At 64.0% G+C, this 18,512-nt stretch carries 17 protein-coding genes and 1 pseudogene; 7 read left to right on the plus strand and 11 right to left on the minus strand.

Annotated elements, in window-relative coordinates; genetic code table 11:
• Positions 1-112: 112 nt before the first annotated feature.
• Positions 113-883 carry a DUF2076 domain-containing protein gene (locus ATY77_RS29775; protein ID WP_088690061.1) on the minus strand — a complete coding sequence of 257 codons (771 nt, stop codon included), beginning with the start codon at positions 881-883 and terminating at the stop codon, positions 113-115.
• Positions 884-1,112: 229 nt separating this feature from the next.
• Between ATY77_RS29775 and ATY77_RS29780 the strand changes: the two genes are divergently transcribed.
• From ATY77_RS29780 to leuA, 4 genes and pseudogenes are all read left to right on the plus strand, one after another.
• Positions 1,113-1,697: an ATP-dependent Clp protease proteolytic subunit gene (locus ATY77_RS29780; protein ID WP_088673040.1), complete on the plus strand. Its 585-nt coding sequence runs from the start codon at positions 1,113-1,115 to the stop codon at positions 1,695-1,697.
• Between the two features lie 159 nt (positions 1,698-1,856).
• Positions 1,857-3,087 (plus strand): annotated as a pseudogene (locus ATY77_RS29785) (benzoate/H(+) symporter BenE family transporter).
• Positions 3,088-3,138: 51 nt separating this feature from the next.
• Entirely contained in the window at positions 3,139-3,264 is a 126-nt protein-coding gene (locus tag ATY77_RS33415) for a hypothetical protein (RefSeq protein ID WP_280950777.1), read from the plus strand.
• Between the two features lie 157 nt (positions 3,265-3,421).
• The gene (gene leuA, locus ATY77_RS29790; protein ID WP_088690063.1) at positions 3,422-5,146 is read left to right on the plus strand and encodes a 2-isopropylmalate synthase; all 1,725 of its coding nucleotides are present in this window, start codon (positions 3,422-3,424) and stop codon (positions 5,144-5,146) included.
• 12 nt (positions 5,147-5,158) lie between these two features.
• Here leuA and ATY77_RS29795 read toward each other — a convergent pair whose 3' ends face one another.
• On the minus strand, positions 5,159-5,659 hold the full coding sequence (locus ATY77_RS29795) for a helix-turn-helix domain-containing protein (protein WP_088690064.1): 501 nt from the start codon (positions 5,657-5,659) through the stop codon (positions 5,159-5,161).
• Between ATY77_RS29795 and ATY77_RS29800 the strand changes: the two genes are divergently transcribed.
• Positions 5,649-6,626, plus strand: a complete 978-nt coding sequence (locus ATY77_RS29800) for a zinc-binding dehydrogenase (protein ID WP_088690065.1) — start codon at positions 5,649-5,651, stop codon at positions 6,624-6,626. The two genes, ATY77_RS29795 and ATY77_RS29800, sit on opposite strands and share 11 nt — an antisense overlap.
• Before the next feature lie 156 nt (positions 6,627-6,782).
• On the opposite strand, the gene ATY77_RS29805 is transcribed toward ATY77_RS29800, so the two are convergent.
• The 4 genes from ATY77_RS29805 to ATY77_RS29820 form a co-directional block, all read right to left on the minus strand.
• Positions 6,783-7,625, minus strand: a complete 843-nt coding sequence (locus tag ATY77_RS29805) for an anti-sigma factor (RefSeq protein ID WP_088673043.1) — start codon at positions 7,623-7,625, stop codon at positions 6,783-6,785.
• Position 7,626: 1 nt separating this feature from the next.
• Entirely contained in the window at positions 7,627-8,136 is a 510-nt protein-coding gene (locus ATY77_RS29810) for an RNA polymerase sigma factor (protein ID WP_088690066.1), read from the minus strand.
• Positions 8,137-8,322: 186 nt separating this feature from the next.
• Positions 8,323-8,883, minus strand: a complete 561-nt coding sequence (locus ATY77_RS29815) for a hypothetical protein (RefSeq protein ID WP_088690067.1) — start codon at positions 8,881-8,883, stop codon at positions 8,323-8,325.
• A 158-nt stretch (positions 8,884-9,041) separates the two neighbouring features.
• A complete protein-coding gene (locus tag ATY77_RS29820) occupies positions 9,042-9,950 on the minus strand; it encodes a metallophosphoesterase (RefSeq protein WP_088673046.1) in 909 nt (302 codons plus the stop codon).
• 70 nt (positions 9,951-10,020) lie between these two features.
• Here ATY77_RS29820 and ATY77_RS29825 point away from each other — a divergent pair, with 70 nt between their 5' ends.
• Positions 10,021-10,500, plus strand: a complete 480-nt coding sequence (locus ATY77_RS29825; RefSeq protein WP_088673047.1) for an NUDIX domain-containing protein — start codon at positions 10,021-10,023, stop codon at positions 10,498-10,500.
• Positions 10,501-10,503: 3 nt separating this feature from the next.
• Here the strand turns inward: ATY77_RS29825 and ATY77_RS29830 are convergent, their stop codons facing one another.
• Positions 10,504-11,490, minus strand: coding sequence for a glutathione S-transferase family protein (locus ATY77_RS29830; RefSeq protein WP_088690238.1), 987 nt, complete (start codon positions 11,488-11,490; stop codon positions 10,504-10,506).
• 227 nt (positions 11,491-11,717) lie between these two features.
• On the opposite strand from ATY77_RS29830, the gene ATY77_RS29835 reads away from it, so the two are divergent.
• On the plus strand, positions 11,718-12,281 hold the full coding sequence (locus tag ATY77_RS29835; protein ID WP_088690068.1) for an N-acetyltransferase: 564 nt from the start codon (positions 11,718-11,720) through the stop codon (positions 12,279-12,281).
• Positions 12,282-12,287: 6 nt separating this feature from the next.
• Here ATY77_RS29835 and ATY77_RS29840 read toward each other — a convergent pair whose 3' ends face one another.
• From ATY77_RS29840 to ATY77_RS29855, 4 genes are read right to left on the minus strand one after another with little or no spacing between them, the layout of a single operon-like run.
• Positions 12,288-12,704, minus strand: a complete 417-nt coding sequence (locus ATY77_RS29840) for a GNAT family N-acetyltransferase (protein ID WP_088690069.1) — start codon at positions 12,702-12,704, stop codon at positions 12,288-12,290.
• A 4-nt stretch (positions 12,705-12,708) separates the two neighbouring features.
• Entirely contained in the window at positions 12,709-14,778 is a 2,070-nt protein-coding gene (locus ATY77_RS29845; protein WP_088690239.1) for a hypothetical protein, read from the minus strand.
• A 1-nt stretch (position 14,779) separates the two neighbouring features.
• Positions 14,780-17,593: a DUF4159 domain-containing protein gene (locus ATY77_RS29850; protein WP_088690070.1), complete on the minus strand. Its 2,814-nt coding sequence runs from the start codon at positions 17,591-17,593 to the stop codon at positions 14,780-14,782.
• A complete protein-coding gene (locus tag ATY77_RS29855) occupies positions 17,590-18,510 on the minus strand; it encodes a DUF58 domain-containing protein (RefSeq protein WP_088673053.1) in 921 nt (306 codons plus the stop codon). The genes ATY77_RS29850 and ATY77_RS29855 overlap by 4 nt, the downstream gene beginning before the upstream one ends.
• Positions 18,511-18,512 lie beyond the last annotated feature (2 nt).

Genomic DNA, 18,512 nt, shown 5'->3' on the forward strand with positions numbered 1-18,512 from the left:
TGCGCACTTTTTCTGGAATTGCTCTGAATCGATTGCAGCAGCGAACGCCCTGAGCTTAAGCGAAGGGCCGGGATACGGTGCGGCAGCCGCTGCCCGTCTCCAACCGCCAGCCTCACACATCCGTCACGTCGTTGCCCGACGAGTCATCGCTGAAATCGTCGCCGTCGTCGTAATCCGCCTGCTGCAGATTATCGTCGTTGTTATCGGCCGCATTGTCGGACGCCTGGCGGGTGTCGTCATTGCCGAAATAATTATTGATGACCGTTTCCTCGGTCGGCGCGCTGGCATTGCCGAAGGGGTTGGCACCGAAGGGCGAGCCCCAGCCGAGCGAGGACATGTGGTTGCCGAAGATGCCGCTCAGCGAATTGGCAAGCAGCATGCCGCCGGCGACGCCCGCTGCCGTGCCGAGCGCGCCGCGCAGGAAGCTGCCGCCGACCGACGGCGCATAAGCCTGCTGGCTCCAGGGGCCGCTCGGCTGCTGCGTCTGGCGGGCGTTGCTGTCATAGCGGGGTTCTTCATAGGCTCGCGGCTGGCCCCAGGGGCCGGGATTGGCGGGACTGGACGGAACCGGAGCGGGCTGCTGCGTCTGGGTGTTGCCGAAGATCGAGCTCAGGAAGCCGCCTCCCTGTTCGGCCTGGCGGTGGTCGCTGCTGCCGGCTTCAAGCTGCCGGACGTGTTCCTCGAGTTCCTTGATGTGATTGGCGGCCGCTTCCAGTCCTTTTTCCTGAACGATGACGGCCTGCGCGAGATAGTAGGTGGCGGAGGGCTGCGTGCGCGTCGCCTGGTCGATCAGCGCTTCGGCCTCGCGGTCGCGGGGCGTCGCTTCGGCCGTGCGCACGCGGTCGAAGAGGGCGGTCAGCAATTGGCGTTCTTCCGGTGACATGTTCTGCCTCCTGTTTATCTCATGCGGCGTTGCCGCGTGAGGTTGAGGTAGGAATCGATTTTGTCTTTTCAAAGCCTTTTCCGGTTACATTTCAGTAAGGCTTGCGCAACGGTGCGCGGCTTCTTAAGGATATCTCCATCGCTTCGGTGCCTTGTGTTTTTCCCGCATTGTTTTAGGCATTGAGTCGCACTATGTGCGAGGAACCCGAATTCATCTCCGAGAGGTTCGCATGAACGACGAAGAACAGGACGACAAGACGAAGGAACTGCCGCTCGGCAAGGAAACGGAGGCGAATCTTTTCAAGTCGCGTTCGATCTTCATCTATGGACCGATCAATCAGGAACTGGCGCAGAAGGTCTGCTCGCAGCTCGTGGCGCTTGCTGCAGCGAGCGACGAAGACATCCGCATCTATGTCAATTCGCCCGGCGGCCATGTCGAATCCGGCGATTCCATCCATGACATGATCAAGTTCATCAAGCCGAAGGTCTGGATGATCGGCACGGGCTGGGTTGCCTCGGCCGGCGCGCTGATCTATGTCGCCGCTCCGAAGGAGCGGCGCATCTGCCTGCCGAACACGCGCTTCCTGCTGCATCAACCGTCGGGCGGCACGCGCGGCATGGCATCCGACATCGAGATCCAGGCACGCGAGATCATCAAGATGAACGAGCGCCTGAACAAGATCATGGCGGCGGCCACCGGCCAGCCGCTCGACAAGATCGCCAAGGACACGGACCGCGACTACTGGCTGTCGGCCGAAGAGGCGAGGGATTACGGCCTCGTCTCGCGGATCGTCACGTCGCAGGCCGATATCTGAGTTTTCCGAGGCGAAGCTATTGAGAGCCGCCCTCGCCTGTGATCGCAGGCGAGGGCGGTTCGTTTTTCGGGCAAGGCAAGACTGGCGGCCCTCGAAGATCCAGAGGCTGGACGGAAAGGCCCGAATCCGGGCTTGCGCGTGGCGCAACCATCATGCTCCATGCGCCATTCCCGCAGCTCGCGAGTCCGCCATGCTCAAAGATTTTTCCGTCCAGGCCCTGTTCATGGGGCTGCTGACCGCCTTTGTCGGTTCCGCCAGCTCCTTCGCCGTCGTGTTGCATGGATTGCAGGCCGTCGGCGCGACAGAGGTTCAGGCGGCCTCGGGGCTGATGGCACTGTCGATCTCCATGGGCGTCTGCGCGATCGTGCTCAGCGCCGTGACGCGATTGCCGATCAGCATCGCCTGGTCGACACCCGGCGCGGCACTGCTGGCAAGCACCGGCGCGATCAAGGGCGGCTTCAATGCGGCGGTCGGGGCGTTTCTCATCTGCGCTGCGCTGATCGTCATCGCGGGGCTGTTCAAGCCGCTCGGCCGGGCTGTTGCCGCCATTCCCGCACCGCTTGCCAATGCCATGCTTGCAGGCGTGCTGATCGGCCTCTGCTTTGCGCCGGTGAAGGCGATCGGCTTCAATCCGCTGCTCGGTCTGCCGATCGTCATCGCCTGGATCGTCGTCGGCGCCTTCAAGCGGCTCTGGGCGGTGCCGGCCGCACTCGCAGCCTTCGTGCTGGTGCTCGCCTTCGGCGTCGATATTCCGGACGGCGCGCTCAGTTCGCTCGAGCGGTCGTTGGTGCCGACGGCGGAATTCGTTCGGCCGGTGTTCAATCTTGCCGGTTTCATCTCGATCGCGCTGCCGCTCTTCATCGTCACCATGGCCTCGCAGAACATTCCCGGCATCGCGGTGCTGAAGGTCAATCATTACGATCCGAAGCCCGGCCCGCTCTTTGCCGTCACCGGCTTCTTCTCGCTGCTGTCGGCGCCTTTCGGCGGCCATGCCGTCAACCTGGCGGCGATCACCGCGGCGATGTGCGCCGGGCAGGACGCGCATGCCGATCCGAAGCGGCGCTATTGGGCTTCGCTGATCGCCGGCATCGGCTACGTCATCCTCGGGCTGCTCGCCGGCGCCGTGACGGCTTTCGTCGCGCTGGCGCCTCCGATCCTCATCGAGGCGGTGGCGGGACTGGCGCTGGTCGGCGCCTTTTCGTCTTCGGCGATGTCGGCCTTCCAGGCGCCGGAATCACGCGAGGCGGCGGCGATCACCTTCCTCGTCACCGCATCCGGCGTGTCCTTCGGCGGCATTTCCGGCGCCTTCTGGGGATTGATCGCCGGCGGGCTGATGCTCGCACTGTCGCAGTTGGTGAAGGCCTGGAAAGACCGGCCTCAATCGAGATAATGCAGGGGCGAGGCCTTGCCAGCTCTGCCGCCCGAGGCTATAAGCGCGGCTATGAAGACCACAGGCGCCAAGATCTCCGACACGATTGCACGCGGCCGCATCGCCCTGCGTGACGTCTCGCGCGCCCTGACCTCGCTTCTTCTCCTCGGCCTTACGCGCGGTTGCCGGGTCCTTTGAGGAGCGCCCGGCGGCCGAAAGCCCGCCCGGCCATCGCTCCTCGCGACTCACTTTCAAAAATGACGTAACGACCGACAAAGGTCCGCATTTGTTTATCGCCAAGCCCGACGTGATCGGCTAAGAGGCGGGGCAAATGGCGGGACGAGGAGACAAGATAATGGACAACACCACCAGCCGATCCTCCGCAGGCGCCAAGGGTATGCCCGACGCCGCAGTGAAATACCGGGCCTATCCGCAGGTAAGCATTCCCGACCGCACCTGGCCGACGAAGACGATCACCAAGGCGCCCGTCTGGTGCTCCGTCGACCTGCGCGACGGCAACCAGGCGCTCGTCGACCCGATGGGCCACGACCGCAAGGCGCGCATGTTCCACCTGCTGCTGGAGATGGGCTTCAAGGAAATCGAGATCGGATTCCCCTCGGCTTCGCAGACCGATTTCGACTTCGCCCGCTGGTGCGTGGAGGAGGGTAACGTGCCCGCCGACGTCTCCCTGCAGGTGCTGGTCCAATGCCGTCCCGAGCTCATCACTCGCACCTTCGAAGCGCTGGAAGGGGCAAACCAGCCGATCGTGCATTTCTATAATTCGACCAGCGAGCTGCAGCGCCGCGTCGTCTTCGCCAAGGATGTCCAGGGCATCAAGCAGATTGCCGTCGATGCCGCCAAGATGATCACCGACATGGCCGCCAAGGCCGGCGGCGGTTATCGCTTCGAATATTCTCCGGAGAGCTTCACCGGCACCGAGCTGGAGGTGGCGCTGGAGATCTGCAATGCGGTCATCGCGGTGGTGAAGCCGACGCCCGACAACAAGCTGATCATCAACCTGCCGTCGACCGTCGAGATGGCGACGCCGAACGTCTATGCCGACCAGATCGAATGGATGTGCCGCAACCTCGACAACCGCGAAAACCTGATCGTCTCGCTGCATCCGCACAACGACCGCGGCACCGGCATCGCCGCTGCCGAACTGGCCTTGCTGGCGGGCGCCGACCGCGTCGAAGGCACGCTGTTCGGCAATGGCGAGCGCACCGGCAATGTCGACGTCGTCACGATGGCGCTCAACATGTTCACGCAGGGCGTCGATCCCGGTATCGACTGCTCAAACATCGAGCGCATCAAGGAGGTGTTCGAATATTCGAACCAGATGGCGATCAGCGAGCGTCACCCCTATGTCGGCGAGCTGGTCTATACGGCCTTCTCCGGTTCGCACCAGGATGCGATCAACAAGGGCATGAAGGCTGCACAGGTCGCCAACCATCCGGTCTGGGAAGTGCCGTATCTGCCGATCGATCCGCGCGATGTCGGCCGCTCCTACGAGGCGATCATTCGCATCAATTCGCAGTCCGGCAAGGGCGGCATCGCCTATATCCTGCAGCAGGATTACGGGCTCAACCTGCCGCGCAACCTGCAGGTCGAATTCCGCGAAGACATCCAGCGCATCACCGACGTCGAGGGCAAGGAGCTTCCCTCGAAGCGCATCCATGACCGCTTCATCGAGCGATACGTGACGCAGCCCGATGCGCGCCTCAGGTTCGTCGATCACCACACCTATCCCGATACGGAGCGTAAGGGCCAGCGGATCGTCGCGGCCGAGATATCGGACAATGGCGAGATCAAGCGCATCGAAGGGCGCGGCAACGGCCCGATCGACGGCTTCATCAACGCACTGTCGCATTATCTCGGCATCGAGATGTCGGTCGAGGATTATTCGGAGCATTCGCTGCAGCACGGCTCGAACGCGGCGGCGATCTCCTATGTCGAGACCTCCTATCCCGGAGGCAAGCTCTTCGGCGCCGGCATCAATACCAACATCGTCGCGGCCTCGCTGGAAGCGATCGTCTCGGCCGCCAACCGGGTGCTCGAGGTGAAGGCCGGGAAGGCCTGATCTGCGAAGGGTTCAGGCCGCGATCGTGCTGGCATGGCGCGGCCTGACGATGCAGTCGGCAATCATGCCGGCTTCGTCGTTCGCCTCGGCATGGCGCTGGCCCCAGCGGCAGAGCGCCAGCAGCACCGGCTCAAGTTCGAGGCCGAGTTCGGTCGCGCTGTATTCCACGCGGGAAGGGACTTCGGCAAAGATCTGGCGGGTGACCAGCCCGTGCTCCTCCATCTCGCGCAGCTGCTGGATCAGCACCTTTTGGGTGATGGCAGGCATCATGCGCTTCAGCTCGGAAAGACGCTTCGGGCCGGAGAAGACATAGTAGAGGATGACGGGTTTCCAGCGGCCTGAAATCACTTTCAGCGCGCGCTCGACCGGCAATTCCGGCAGTCTTTTCATCGGCTCGGCCATGGTCACCTCCTGGTAGGTAGGGCACGAAAGAGTATATATTCTTGCTTCCCATCCTATTGCTAAACCTGCCCCACGCCAATCAGACGTGAGGTTCCCTGAGATGAAAGCCATCCAATTCACTCGCTTCGGCGGGTCGGAAGTTCTCGAACTCGTGGAGCTGCCGGTTCCGGAACTCAAGCGCGATGAGGTGCTGGTCCGTGTCCATGCGGCGGGCGTCAACTTCTTCGAAGTGCTGATGCGGGCCGATCGTTATGCCGTGACGCCGGAGCTGCCGATGTTTCCAGGCGTCGAAATCGCCGGTGTGGTCGAACGGGCGGGGCCGGACGCCGATGCATCGCTGGTCGGCGCACGCGTGGCGGTTCCTCTCTTCGCGATCGGGCGCAGCGCGGGTTATGCCGAATTCGTCGCGGTCGACGGCGGATCGGTGGTGCGGCTGCCGGATGCGATCTCTTTCGGGGCGGCTGTCGGACTGATGGTACAGGGGCTAACGGCGCTGCATCTGACGCGCCGCAGCCCGCCGAAAGGCAAGAGCGTACTCGTCAGTGCCGCAGCCGGCGGCGTCGGCTCGCTGCTTCTGCAGCTGGCAAGGCGCAACGGAGCGGAGATGGTGATCGCGGCGGCGAGCAGCGAGGAGAGGAGGGCGCTTGCGCTGACGCTCGGCGCGGATCATGCCGTCGATTATACCGCGCCTGGCTGGCAGGAAGAGGTCAGGAGGCATAGCGGCGGGCGCGGCGCGGATATCATCTACGAAACTGTCGGCGGTGCGTCCTCAAGGGCGGCGGTCGATGCACTGGCGCCTTGCGGCGAGCTGGTTCTGGCGGCCATGGGGAGGTTCGGACTCAAGGCGGAGGAGATCGAGCGCCTGCTCGGCGACAACCAATCAATCAAGGGGTTCTCACTGCTTCCGCTGCTGACGGCCCGCGGGCTTCGGGAGGATCTCGGCGAGCTTTTCGATCTTGCGGCGACAGGCCGGCTGACGGTCGTCGAAGGTAGCCGCTTTCCGCTGCACCAGGCGGCGGAAGCCCATCGCGCCATCGAGGAGCGAAGAGCGATGGGCAAAGTGGTGCTGGTGCCCTAGAACAGGATGATTTTAGGCCCGCTCGGCCTAAAATCTGAATCCTGTTCTACATTAAAGAGTTAGATCATGATGTCGTCCGAAAACCGCTCACACTTTTCGGCATCATGCTCTAAATCGAAGAAGGCAGGTGCGACGCGCCGCCGCCTTGTCGCATTTTTAGATTGCCGTAGCGATCTTCATGGCGAGCTGACCGAGGGTCGCTTCGGCGGAGGGGCCGGCGAGCACATAGGAGGTGCCGGCATTGTGCCAGGTCACGAGGCCGATCTCGTCCTTGATCGTTTCCTTGAAGTCGTCGGTCTCGGGCGGCTGCGCGTCCTTGCGGAAGCAGATGGAGATGATATCGCCGTCACTGTTGGAGTAGACAAGCTGGCCGACAGGGCGGTTGTCGCCGAGAATGACGCGGGCGCCCTGGAAGGTCCAGGATTCGGCGCTGAGATCGGGCACGCGGAAGGGCACGCCGATCGCGGTCGTCAGCCAGCTGGAGATTTCCTCGGCCTGCGAGGCCGGCACTTCGACGAGGTGGCGGGGCTGGCGGATCAGCAGACGCTGATAGGCGGTGACGTCTCCGAGCCAGTCGCTGGTGTTGGCCGGCGCCGCTGTCGAGGTCGTGGTGGCGATCTCGTCGGCATCCGGGCTGACGCCGACGAAATAACCGATGCCGCAGCCGACGACGAAGAGGATGAGGGCGGCGGCCAGCGCCTGCGGGCCGCTCGGCGCCAGCTTCACCGGCGGGCGGGTGGCGCGCTGGGCGATCGGCGTCTTCGGCGGCTGCGTGCTCTTGATCGAGCGGACGAGGGCAAGCGGGACCGGTTCCTTCAGCACATCGTCGAGGCGGCGACGGCCGAAATCGGCGCCGTGGCGCAGCTTCTCATGCAGCCGGCGCGCATTCTCGTCGCTTGCCAAGCGCTGCTCCAGTTCGTGCCGCTGTTCGGGCGAGACTTCGCCGTCGAGGAGGGCGGTGAGCTGGGCTTCGAGCGGCAATTTCCTAAGATCGAGCAATTCAGTACCTGTGGATGGGGTGGGTGCCGGCAAGCCCGGCGAAATGTAGCCTTGCGGCGGCAAGCTGGGAGACGACGCTTGCCGCGGAAATGCCCATGATATCGGCCGCCTGCTGGTAGCTGTGGCCTTCGACGTCGACGAGCAGGAAGACGCTGGAAACGCCGTCCGGCATTTCGGAGATCATGCGGTGGATCGCGTCGGGATCGACCGAGGCCGAGCGGTCGCGCGCGACATCGCGAATATCGGTGACATTGCCGCGGGCGGACGCCTTTGGCTTGCGCTTGCGGCTCTCGTCGGCCCATTGCTGGCGGGCAAGCGTGTAGATCCAGCTTTCCAGCCGGCCTTCGCCGTTCCACTGATGCCCCTTGGCAATGGCGCGCAGACAGACGGCCTGGACGAGTTCGTCGGCAACGGCGGCCTCACCCGCGAGCGTGATCGCGAAGCGGCGAAGGCGGGGCAGGAGGCCGACGAGATCACGCCGGAGGTCGATGGTCGTTGCGGGCTGACGCATTGTCTATCCAAGAAGCATTCACGATGGTTTCGCGGACGAAGGTTGGCCGTCGGGCGCGAAACCGGCTTTTGTCGGCACCGGAGATGCAGGTACTTTATGGAACAAGTCTCCTGCACTTCGCAAGCATTCGGTCGTCTTATCCCCTTTTCCCATGGGGTTTTCGCAATCTAGCCCGCAAAGCTTGCGTCAATATGTCCTGTAGCCGTTCAAACTCTGCAGCAGGGAGCGATAGGCCCAGGTGCCTTCGCCGCCGCGGTCGCGGATTTCGACGAGCTGAACGCGGGCGCCCTGGATATCTCCCTGTTCGACCAGCGCCATGCCCATGTAGGAGCGGGCGAGGATGTAATTTTCATCCGCTTGCAGCGCCTTGCGGTAGTAGGACATGCCGAGTTCCATGCGGCCGGCTTTGCGGTTGGCGTAGCCGAGATAGTTCAGAATGCGCGGGTCGTTCTGATTGTCGGCGAGATTGAGCACGGTGATGGCGTTTTCATACTGGCCGTAATAGGCGAATTCGCGGGCGTACTTATAGAGGTCGTCGTCGTTGAAGCTGCTCTTCTTCGGGGTGACGCATTCCTTCTTGGTCTTGTCCCAGACCTTGCCTCCGGTGCAGGTCTTGGTCGTCTCCGTCTTCGGCGGCGGGTTGGTGTCGTCGTTGCTGTCGCCGGCCGCGAAGGCGGCCGTTGCCATGCCGAAGGCAAAACCGGCGGCAAGTGTCACTCTGCACAGGCGATGGAAGGGGGAAGTCATTAACGGCTCCGTTCTGAGGCGATGCAGTTGGGCGGATTGTACGCTTAACGCCGGAAATACCAAGAGGGTAAGAGATGCCCATGACAAATGTTGCGGCGCTGGCCGGACAGCTTCCGAGCTTGCTTCAAGTGCCGCACAAACAGAGTCCGCATCCTCAGCTAACGCGCGAAAATATCGACGCTTTCCGGCATGACCGCGTCGCCCGCCCGGTTCAGGCTGAAGCGCTCTCCGGTGAGTTCCCAGGCGCCCGGAGAGCCGTCGATGGAAAAGAGGTTATAGGCTGCCGGCGGCTTGATGCTGCCGGGTCCCTGCGAGGCCGAAGCGATGCCGACGACCGGCACCGGCTGTATCTGGCCGCGCAGCCAATGCAGCGTATTCAGATGCGTGTGGCCGTGCAGCACGAGCTCGGCGCCGCCCGTCGAAATCATGGCCGCGAAGCGGCGGATGCCGATCATGCGCTTGTGGAAGGCGGTGGCGCCGCGGATCGGCGGATGATGGATCATGACGACGCGGAAGAGGCCGGCTTCGCCGGCCGCGCGCAGCATGTTCACCGTGTCGCGAGCCTGGCGCGCGCTGAAAAAGCCGGAGGCGGCGAAGGGGGGCGTGGCGACGGCCGTGGAGCAGCCGACGATCGCCACTTTGTCGCGGACGCGCAGGTAAGGGAAAATGTGGCGGTCTTCCTGCCATTGCGGCGAGGCGAGGTCGCCGCGGACGTAATCATACCAAGCGCGCATCGACTTCTCGTAGGCGCCCGGCACATAGGCGTCGTGATTGCCGGGAACGACCGAGGTGTCGGCGGGATCGCCGAGCGCGCGCAGCCAGGCGGCGGCGGCGCGGATCTCGATGCCGCTCGCCAGATTGACGAGATCGCCGGTGACGGCGAGGTGATCGGCCTGATGAGCGCGGATATCATCGAGCAGCAGATCGAGCGTGCTGCCGAAAAGGTGCTTGCGTCGATTTCGATGCCAGTTCACAAAGCCGGTTATGCGTTTTGAAAACAGCTCTTGAATGGAAAGACGGGGCAGCGGTCCGAGGTGGACGTCGGAAATATGCGCGAGCTTGAACATGCTACGAGACATAGACCAGCTTATTGACAAATCAAACACATCCGGCGCGACGAAAAGCCGAAACGGAACGATGGTGGATAAAGAGAAGCGGCCCCCTCACATCAGGCTGGCGCTACGCCTGCTGCATGTCTATTTTTCCTTCGCCCGCGGCATGACCATGGGCGTCAGAGCCGCCTGCTTCGATGCGGACGGCCGGATATTTCTCGTGCGGCACAGCTACATCGGCGGCTGGCATATGCCCGGCGGCGGGCTGGAGCGCAACGAGACGGCCGAGGAAGCGCTGGTCAAGGAGCTGCGCGAAGAGGGAAACCTCAGGATCATCGGCAAGCCGCAGCTGGTCCAGGTCTATTTCAACACCACCACCACCCGGCGCGACCATGTCGTGTTCTATCGGGTGGCCGTCGAGCAGACGGCGCCGCGGCCGCCGGACTGGGAGATTTCCGACAGCGGGTTCTTTTCGCTCGACAGCCTGCCCGAGGGCACGACTGAGGCGACGTATCGCCGTCTCGCCGAACTTCGGGGCGAGCAGGAGCCTGACCACCGCTGGTAAGCGTCAGGCCGCGTAGAGCTTTGCACGACCATGAGGCCTGTCGAGATCGAGCTCCGGGCCGACGGGAACGATGCCGGTCGGATTGATCGTCTTGTGGCTGCGGTAATAGTGCTGCTTGATGTGCGTCAGGTTCACCGTCTCGGCAACGCCTGGCGTCTGATAGAGATCCCTGAGATAGCCGGGCAGGTTGCGGTAATCGGCGATACGGCGGATGTTGCATTTGAAATGGCCGACATAGACGGGATCGAAGCGCAGCAGCGTGGTGAAGAGGCGCCAGTCGGCCTCGGTCTGTCTGTCGCCGAAGAGGTAGCGGCCCTTGCCAAGGCGCTCGTCGAGAATGTCGAGCGTTTCGAAGAGCTTGCCGACGTTTTCCTCATAGGCTTCCTGAGTGGTGGCGAAGCCCGCCTTGTAGACCCCGTTGTTGACGGTGTCGTAGACGGTGGCGTTCAGGCCATCGATCTCGGCGCTGAGATGCTCCGGGTAGAAATCGGCCTTCGAGCCCGTCAGTCCGTCGAAGGCGCTGTTGAACATGCGGATGATCTCGGCCGATTCATTGTTGACGATTGTGCCGGTCTGCTTGTCCCAGAGGACGGGGACGGTGACACGGCCGGAATAGTGCGGGTCGGCCTTCAGGTAGATCTGCCAGAGGGTGGCGGCGCCGAAGAGCGGGTCGCTGGTGGCGCCGTCTCCGGTCTTGAACTCCCAGCCGTTCTCGAACATCAGCGGATGGACGACGGAAACCGAAATCAGGTCTTCCAGCTTTTTCAGCTTGCGGAAGATCAGCGTGCGATGCGCCCAGGGGCAGGCGAGCGAGACATAGAGATGGTAGCGTCCGGCCTCGGCCTTGAAGCCGCCGCTTCCGGAAGGGCCGGCCGAACCGTCCGGTGTCACCCAGTTGCGGAAATGCGAGGGCTGCCGCTTGAATTGGCCCTTGCTCTCCTTCGTGTCGTACCAGACGTCATGCCAGACGCCGTCCACCAGCATTCCCATGATCTTCATTCCCTAAATTGCGTTGGGGCCGAAGTTAGCTGAGATAGCGGGGCTTTGCAGGCGGTAAAGATTGAACAGTGCGTCACGCCGGTCACGCGGCTGCGTAATTCGGTGTGCTGCCGTGTGCATTTTGCGTTGGACGACGGAAATTTTTCCTGCTATCGGCCTTTTCACGATTTGAGAGACGCCTGCCTGATGTTCATTTCCAGAAACCCGCGACGACGCTGATGCTCCCGAACGCCCAGGGCGTGTTCGAGACCCATCAATCTGTCCATCCGGTTTCTGTAATCATGTACAAGCACGATCTCGTCTACCTCACAGAAGACGCGTCTCATGACGCCGCCATCGAACATATCAACGAAGAAGCCTTCGGTCCGGGCCGCTTCACGCGCGCCGCCGCGCGCATCCGCGAGCAGGGGCCGCATGATATGTCGCTCTCCTTCATCTGCACCGACAATGGCGAGACGATTGCCTCCGTGCGGATGACGCCGGTGCTCGCCGGTTCGGTGAAGGGACATCTGCTGGGCCCGCTCGCCGTCCGGCCCTCCCACAAGAATATAGGCATCGGCCGCGAACTGGTGCGGATCGCGGTGGAAGCGGCAAGGCGCAACGGCTCGGAAGCCGTCATCCTGGTCGGCGATCCGCCCTATTACGGCCCGCTCGGCTTCGAGAAGGTGAGCTATAACGCGCTTGCCTTTCCCGGACCGGTCGATCCCGGCCGCGTGCTCGTCGTTCCGATCGCCGAGGGCGTGCACGAGCGGCTGAAGGGCACAATCGCCTGGCGTGAGTGATGAAGGCTACAGATTTTTCCGGAGAAAGCTGCGCGTGCGGCCTTCCGGAAAATCCTCAAGCTCGCCGAAGACTTCGTAACCCTGGCGCAGATAGGCGCCGAGGGCTTGCGGGTTGAAGGTATCGATCCAGGCGCCGCGGCAGCCGCGGGCTTTCGCCTCTTCTTCCGCCTTTGCGAGAATCCTGCCCGCGAGACCGGTACCGCGCAGCGTATCGGGAATATAGAGCATCTGGATGAAGAGCCAGCCCCAGGCGGTAAAGCCCAACAGGCCGCCGGTCACCTTGCCGTCGGTATCGCGGATGAGGACAGCGAGCGGCCGGCGATCCGAAGGGCCGACATCGCCTGTGTTGAAGGCCGAGAGCGCATCGGTGATTGCCGCCAGTTCCTCCGGTGAGGGCGACGCCGTGAGCTCGAATTCCGGCATGTGATTACCTTCCTTCGCGCCACCACATGGCGCCGAAGGCGAGCAGCAGGATGCCGACGCCGGCGAAGCCGGCAAAGAGCGGCAGGGTGTTGATGCCCTTCAGAACCGTCTCGCTGGTCATGCGGATCATCATGCGATCGCTATCGGAGACGCGGACCTGGCCGCGCACCGGCAGGATCGGCGGCACGCTGACCGCGCCGCTTTCGCTGGCGACGCGGGTCACCAGACCCTTGCTCCTGTCGGCGACCGGCTTCAGCACATCCGTCGTCGAGATCATCGCCTTGAATTCCGGGGCATCGACGGCGCCGATATGGACGAGCGTCGACAGCCTGCCGTTCTGGATCTCGAAGAGGCCGATCTCGTCCATCCTCTTCTCGGCCTTGTAGAGGCCGGGTTCGGTCTGGGTGAGCGGCAGGGTTTCGGTCTTGCCGGAGGGGTAACGCACGGTGGCGTTGCCCGGATTATCGCCGATCGTCTGGCGGGTGACTTCGAGCGTGCGGCCGGAGGCGCGCGCCGTCAGTGCTTCTTCCTCGAGCGCCGGTTCCTTCATCAGCCAGTGGGCGATACGGCGATAGAGCGAGACGTTCGGGCCGCCGCCTTCGAAGCCGCGCGCCCAGAGCCAGCCCTGGTCGGAAAGCAGCATGGCGACGCGGCCCTGGCCGGAGCGGTTCAGGACCAACAGCGGATGGCTGTCGGCGCCGAGCATGATCGTCTCGCCTTCGGGCTTCTCGACATCGACGCTGCGGAACCAGCGGCCCCAATGCGGCGGGTCCTCGCCCGAGCCGTCCAGGCCGCGCGTAACGGGATGCTTGCGGCCTTCCTCGGAGAGGCGGGGATAGAAGGCTTTCTCGATCATCTGGCCGGTGGGCATGGCCGGCAGCACGGTGGAAAGCGGCGTCATCGCGATGGAATCGGGACCGGCATGTTCGGGGCCGGCGGCGATCAGCAGCGCGCCGCCATTTTCGACATATTGCGCAATGTTGTCGTAATAGAGCAGCGGCAGCACGCCGCGATGCTGGTAGCGGTCGAAAATGATCAGGTCGAAATCCTTGATCTTGTCGACGAAGAGCTCGCGCGTCGGGAAGGCGATCAGCGACAGCTCGTTGATCGGCGTGCCGTCCTGCTTTTCCGGCGGACGCAGGATGGTGAAGTGGACGAGATCGACCGAGGCGTCGGATTTCAGCAGATTGCGCCAGGCGCGCTCGCCGGCATGCGGCTCCCCGGAGACCAGCAGGACGCGCAGGTTCTGGCGGATGCCATCGATGACGTGGACGGCGCGGTTGTTGGCGGCGGTGACTTCGCCGGGAAGCTCGGCGACCGAGAATTCGAGCACATTGCTGCCGCCGCCCGGGACCTTGAAGGAGAAGGGCGTATCCTGGCCGGGTGTCGCCCGCAGGGTGGCGATCTCATTGCCGTTCATCTTCACGGTGACATCGGCGGTGCCGCCGGGGCTCGGGCCATCGTCGAAGACACGCAGAATGACCTGCTGCTCCTCGTTGACGATGCCGAAGCGCGGCCCCTTGATGACTTCGATGCGGCGGTCGAATTCGTTGGCCTTGCCGGTCACCAGGCCGTGGATCGGTGCATCGAAGCCGAGCGCCTGATTGGCGGCCGGGACATCATGGACCTCACCATCGGTCAGCATGATGGCGCCGCCGACGCGGGAGGGAGGGACATCGGCGATGTTGGCGGCCAGCGCATCGAAGAGGCGCGTGGAGGGCACGTCCGAATTGACGTCGCCTTCGACATCGACGAAACGCGGCTCTATCTGGGGAAAGCGGGCAAGCTGCCCCTTCAGGGCCGCCAGCGCCTCGTCGGTCATCTCTATGCGGTCGGGTGTCTGCTGGCTCTGGCTACGGTCGACGATGACGGGGACGATCGTCGACAGCTGATCGCGGTCTTCCTGCAAGAGCACGGGATTGGCAAGGGCGGTCAGCAGGGCGGCTGCCGCCAGCGTCCTGATCCAGGCGCCGCGGACACCGCGCCAGATCGCAAAGGCGGCGACGAGCGCGCTGAGGCCGGCCAGTGCGGCCAGGATCGGCCAGGGCAGGAAGGGCGAAAAATCGAACGTCATCTCATTGCCCCAGCCGTTCGAGGAGGTCGGGAACATGAACCTGGTCGGTCTTGTAGTTGCCCGTCAGCATGTACATCATGATGTTGACGCCGGAGCGGTAAGCATATTCGCGCTGCGTTTCATCCGACGGCACGGTCGGCAGCATCGGCGTGCCGTTCGCGTCGATCGCCCAGGCGCCGGCGAAATCATTGCCGGTGATCAGGATCGGCGAAACGCCGTCGGCCGTCGCCGCCGATTTTTCGGTTGCTTCACGCCCGCCCTGCCTGGCTTCGATCCAGAGGGGGCTGCCGGTATAGCGGCCCGGGAAGCTCGACAGCAGATAGAAGGATTTCGTCAGCACGTGATCCGATGGCACCGGTTCCAGCGGCGGAATGTCGAGATTGGCGAGGATTTCCTGCAGCCGCTGTCCGTTGGCGCCGACATTGCCGGAATTGTCCAAGGCGCTGATCTGATCGCGCGTATCGAAAAGCACGGTGCCGCCATTGCGCATATAGGCATCGATGCGGCTGATCGCGGCCGAGGAGGGCATCGGCGCCGTTGCCGAAATCGGCCAGTAGATGATCGAATAGAAGGCAAGCTCGTCCCTGGTGAGGTCGAGACCGACCGGCGGCGCCGGCTCCAGCGTCGTGCGGAAGGTCAGGAACTGGGTGAGGCCCTCGAGACCGCGCTCCGATATATCGTCCACCTCCTGCTCGCCGGTGACGACATAGGCAAGATGGGTGTTGTCCAGCCTCTCCAATACGAGGTCGTCGCCCGGCTTGCTGTCGTTGGCATGCGACGTGCCGGGCTGCATGAAGAAGCCGGCGCCGACGGCCACCGCGAGCATCGCGGCCGTGCGCACAGCCGGGCGCGAGCGCGAGAAGGCGCCGTTCATGAAGAGGACGACCAGGCTGTCTGTCAGAAGCAGCAGAAAGGCGACGAGGAAAAGCGCGGGCTTCGCCGACCAGCTTTCTCCGCCGATCAGACCTTCGCGCACGGCATTGGTGCCTGTCGTGTCGAGCGGTTTCAGTTCGGCCTCCTCGGGCAGAACGTTGAGGGAGGTGAAGCCATCTTCGGAACCGTAGAGCCCGGGCGGATTGTCGAAATTCGCCGTCGGTTCGGCTCCGGCCTTGGGAATAAGCGGCCGCGCCGAGCCCGTTTCCGAGACCAGCGTGCCTTTGGCCGTCAGCATGCGGTAGGGCGGCAGGGTTTCGGACACACGGGCATTGCCGCGCGCCTCCGAGGTCACGCCGCCGGAGCGCGATATCTGCAGGAGATGGCGCAGCATGTCGACGAAGGTGCCGGAGATCGGCAGATCGGACCAGGTCGCTTCGGCGGTGACGTGAAAGAGGACGATCTGGCCTGAGGCGAGCTGCTTCATCGTGACGAGCGGCGTGCCGTCGGCGAGGCTCGCCCAGGTGCGTTCGGCAAGATCGGGAGTCGGTTCGGCCAGCACCTGCCGCTTGACGACGACGTCCGCGGGGCGGGCTATGCCGGCGAAAGGCCCGAAATTCGGAAATTCGGCGAGCGACTGCGGCTCGCTCCACGACAATGTGCCGCCCAGCGCCCGTTCTCCCTGGCGCAGAATGACGGGGATCAGCGGATCGTCGGCGGGCGCGGCCGCCATGCGCGGGCCGGCGAAACGCAGGAGCATGCCGCCATTCGATATCCAGCGCGTCAGGGGTTCGTAGGTCTCTTCCGGCAACCGGCCGATGTCGGCCATGATGATGATCGAGGGATTGCTGGCGAGAAGCTTCGGTATCGCGACGGCGAGCTCGGAATCGGTCGGCTGGATCAGATCCGCATAGGGTTGCAGCGCTCGCTGGATGTAATAGAGCGGCGAGAGCAGCGGCTGGAATTCATCGGCGCCCGTGCCGGACAGAAGGACGACGCGGCGGCGCTTGAAAGCGTCGTCGAGAAGGTGAACGGCGCCGGCGGTCGCACTATTGTCGACGCTGACCCGGGCGAAATCGTTGCGCATTTCGAACGGCGCGGTGATCGAACTCGTGGCGACGCTCTGGCCGGGACGGAAGTCCACCCTGCCATTGGCGATGGAGCGGCCCTGGGCATCAACGGCGTTCAGCGCCACGGATGCGGGGCGCGAACTGTCGAGCCGGGTGACCTTGACGGTCATGGCGTCGGCCGCATTGTTGGCCGCGGTGACGGCGACCGTCTTTGCGGCATCGCCCTCGATCAGCCGCAGGTCGGCGGGCTGGAGTTCGGCAAGTCGGCGCACTATCGCATCGTCGTCCCTGGCGGCGGCGCCGTCGGTCAGGAAGGCGAGGGTGCCGGGCTTAACGCCGTTCAGGACGCCGCGCAGCGCCTGGAAGGCGCGCTCGCGGTCCGGCACCAGTGGACGCGGCTCGGCGGCGTGCAGCTTGTCTCGTGCGGCCGCTGCCGTGCCGGGCACGGCATCATTGGTCGGATCGGCAGTAAAGGCGATCGAGACGGGCACGCCGGCGGATTCGGCGTCGTCCACCAGCGCGTCGGCGGTCTGGATGCGGCGCTCCCAATCCGGCGCCGCCGCCCAGCTGTTGTCGACGAAGAGCACCAGCGGGCCGCCGGATGCGAGCGAATTGGTACGCGGATTGAAGACCGGATCGGCGATCGCAAGGATGATGACGGCGGCAAGCAGCATGCGCAGGAGGGTCAGCCACCAGGGGCTTTTCGCCGGTGTTTCCTCGCGCTTCAAGACGGATGCAAGGATCTTCAGCGGCGGGAACACTTCGCTCTTCGGGCGCGGCGGCGTCAGCCGCAGCAGCCACCAGATGACCGGGAGCGCGATAAGGGCGCCGAGAATGGCGGGATAGGCGAAAGCGAAGGGAAGAGCGTTCACAGCTGTCCTCCATGCGTCGCCTTGGCTGGCATGCCGGACAGATACATGTGCACCGCGACCAGCGCCTCGGAGGCAAGATGATCGGTGCGATGCGTCGTGAAGGTCCAGCCGAGATGGCGCAGCGACTGGCCGAGGCTCTCCCTGCGGGCGAGGTAGGCGTCGCGATAGGCCTCGCGAATATGTTCGGCGCGGCCGGAGATCAGCTTGGCGCCGGTCTCGGGGTCGGTGAATTCGGTGCGGCCGCTATAGGGGAAGATCTCTTCGGCCGGATCCGCGATCTCGACCACATGGCCGCGCAGGCCGCGGCGGGCAAGCGGCCCGAGGCGCTCCATGATCGCAGGCGCATCGTCGAGGAAATCGCCGATCAGCACGAGATCGCTCCAGCCGCGGATCATTGCCGTTTCCGGCAGGCCGCCGGTCAACGGCGCATGCAGGAGGGCCGATGCCAGCCGCTCGGCCGCGTTGCGCGTGGACGCGGGCTCCATGATGCCTGGGCAGCCGATGCGCTCGCCGGAGCGGGAGAGGATTTCGGCCAGTGCCAGCATGACGACCAGCGCGCGGCTTTCCTTGGAGACGCTGCCGTAGCTCGACTTGTACATCATCGAGGGCGACATGTCGCACCAGAGCCAGATCGTATGCGCCGCTTCCCATTCGCGCTCGCGCACATAGGTATGGTCGTCGCGGGCGGAGCGGCGCCAATCGATGCGCGACAGGCTTTCGCCTTCGGCATAGGGACGGAACTGCCAGAAATTCTCGCCGATGCCGCGTTTGCGCCGGCCATGCCAGCCGGCAATCACGGTATTGGCGATGCGCTTGGCTTCCACCAGGCAATCCGGCATCAGGGCGGCGCGCTGCCGTGCGCGGGAAAGGGCATCGCTGCCTGACGTCGGGTTGACGATCTGTCCGATAGATGCCACGC

The organism is Rhizobium sp. R634 (assembly GCF_002211305.1).
Classification (GTDB): Bacteria; Pseudomonadota; Alphaproteobacteria; order Rhizobiales; family Rhizobiaceae; genus Rhizobium.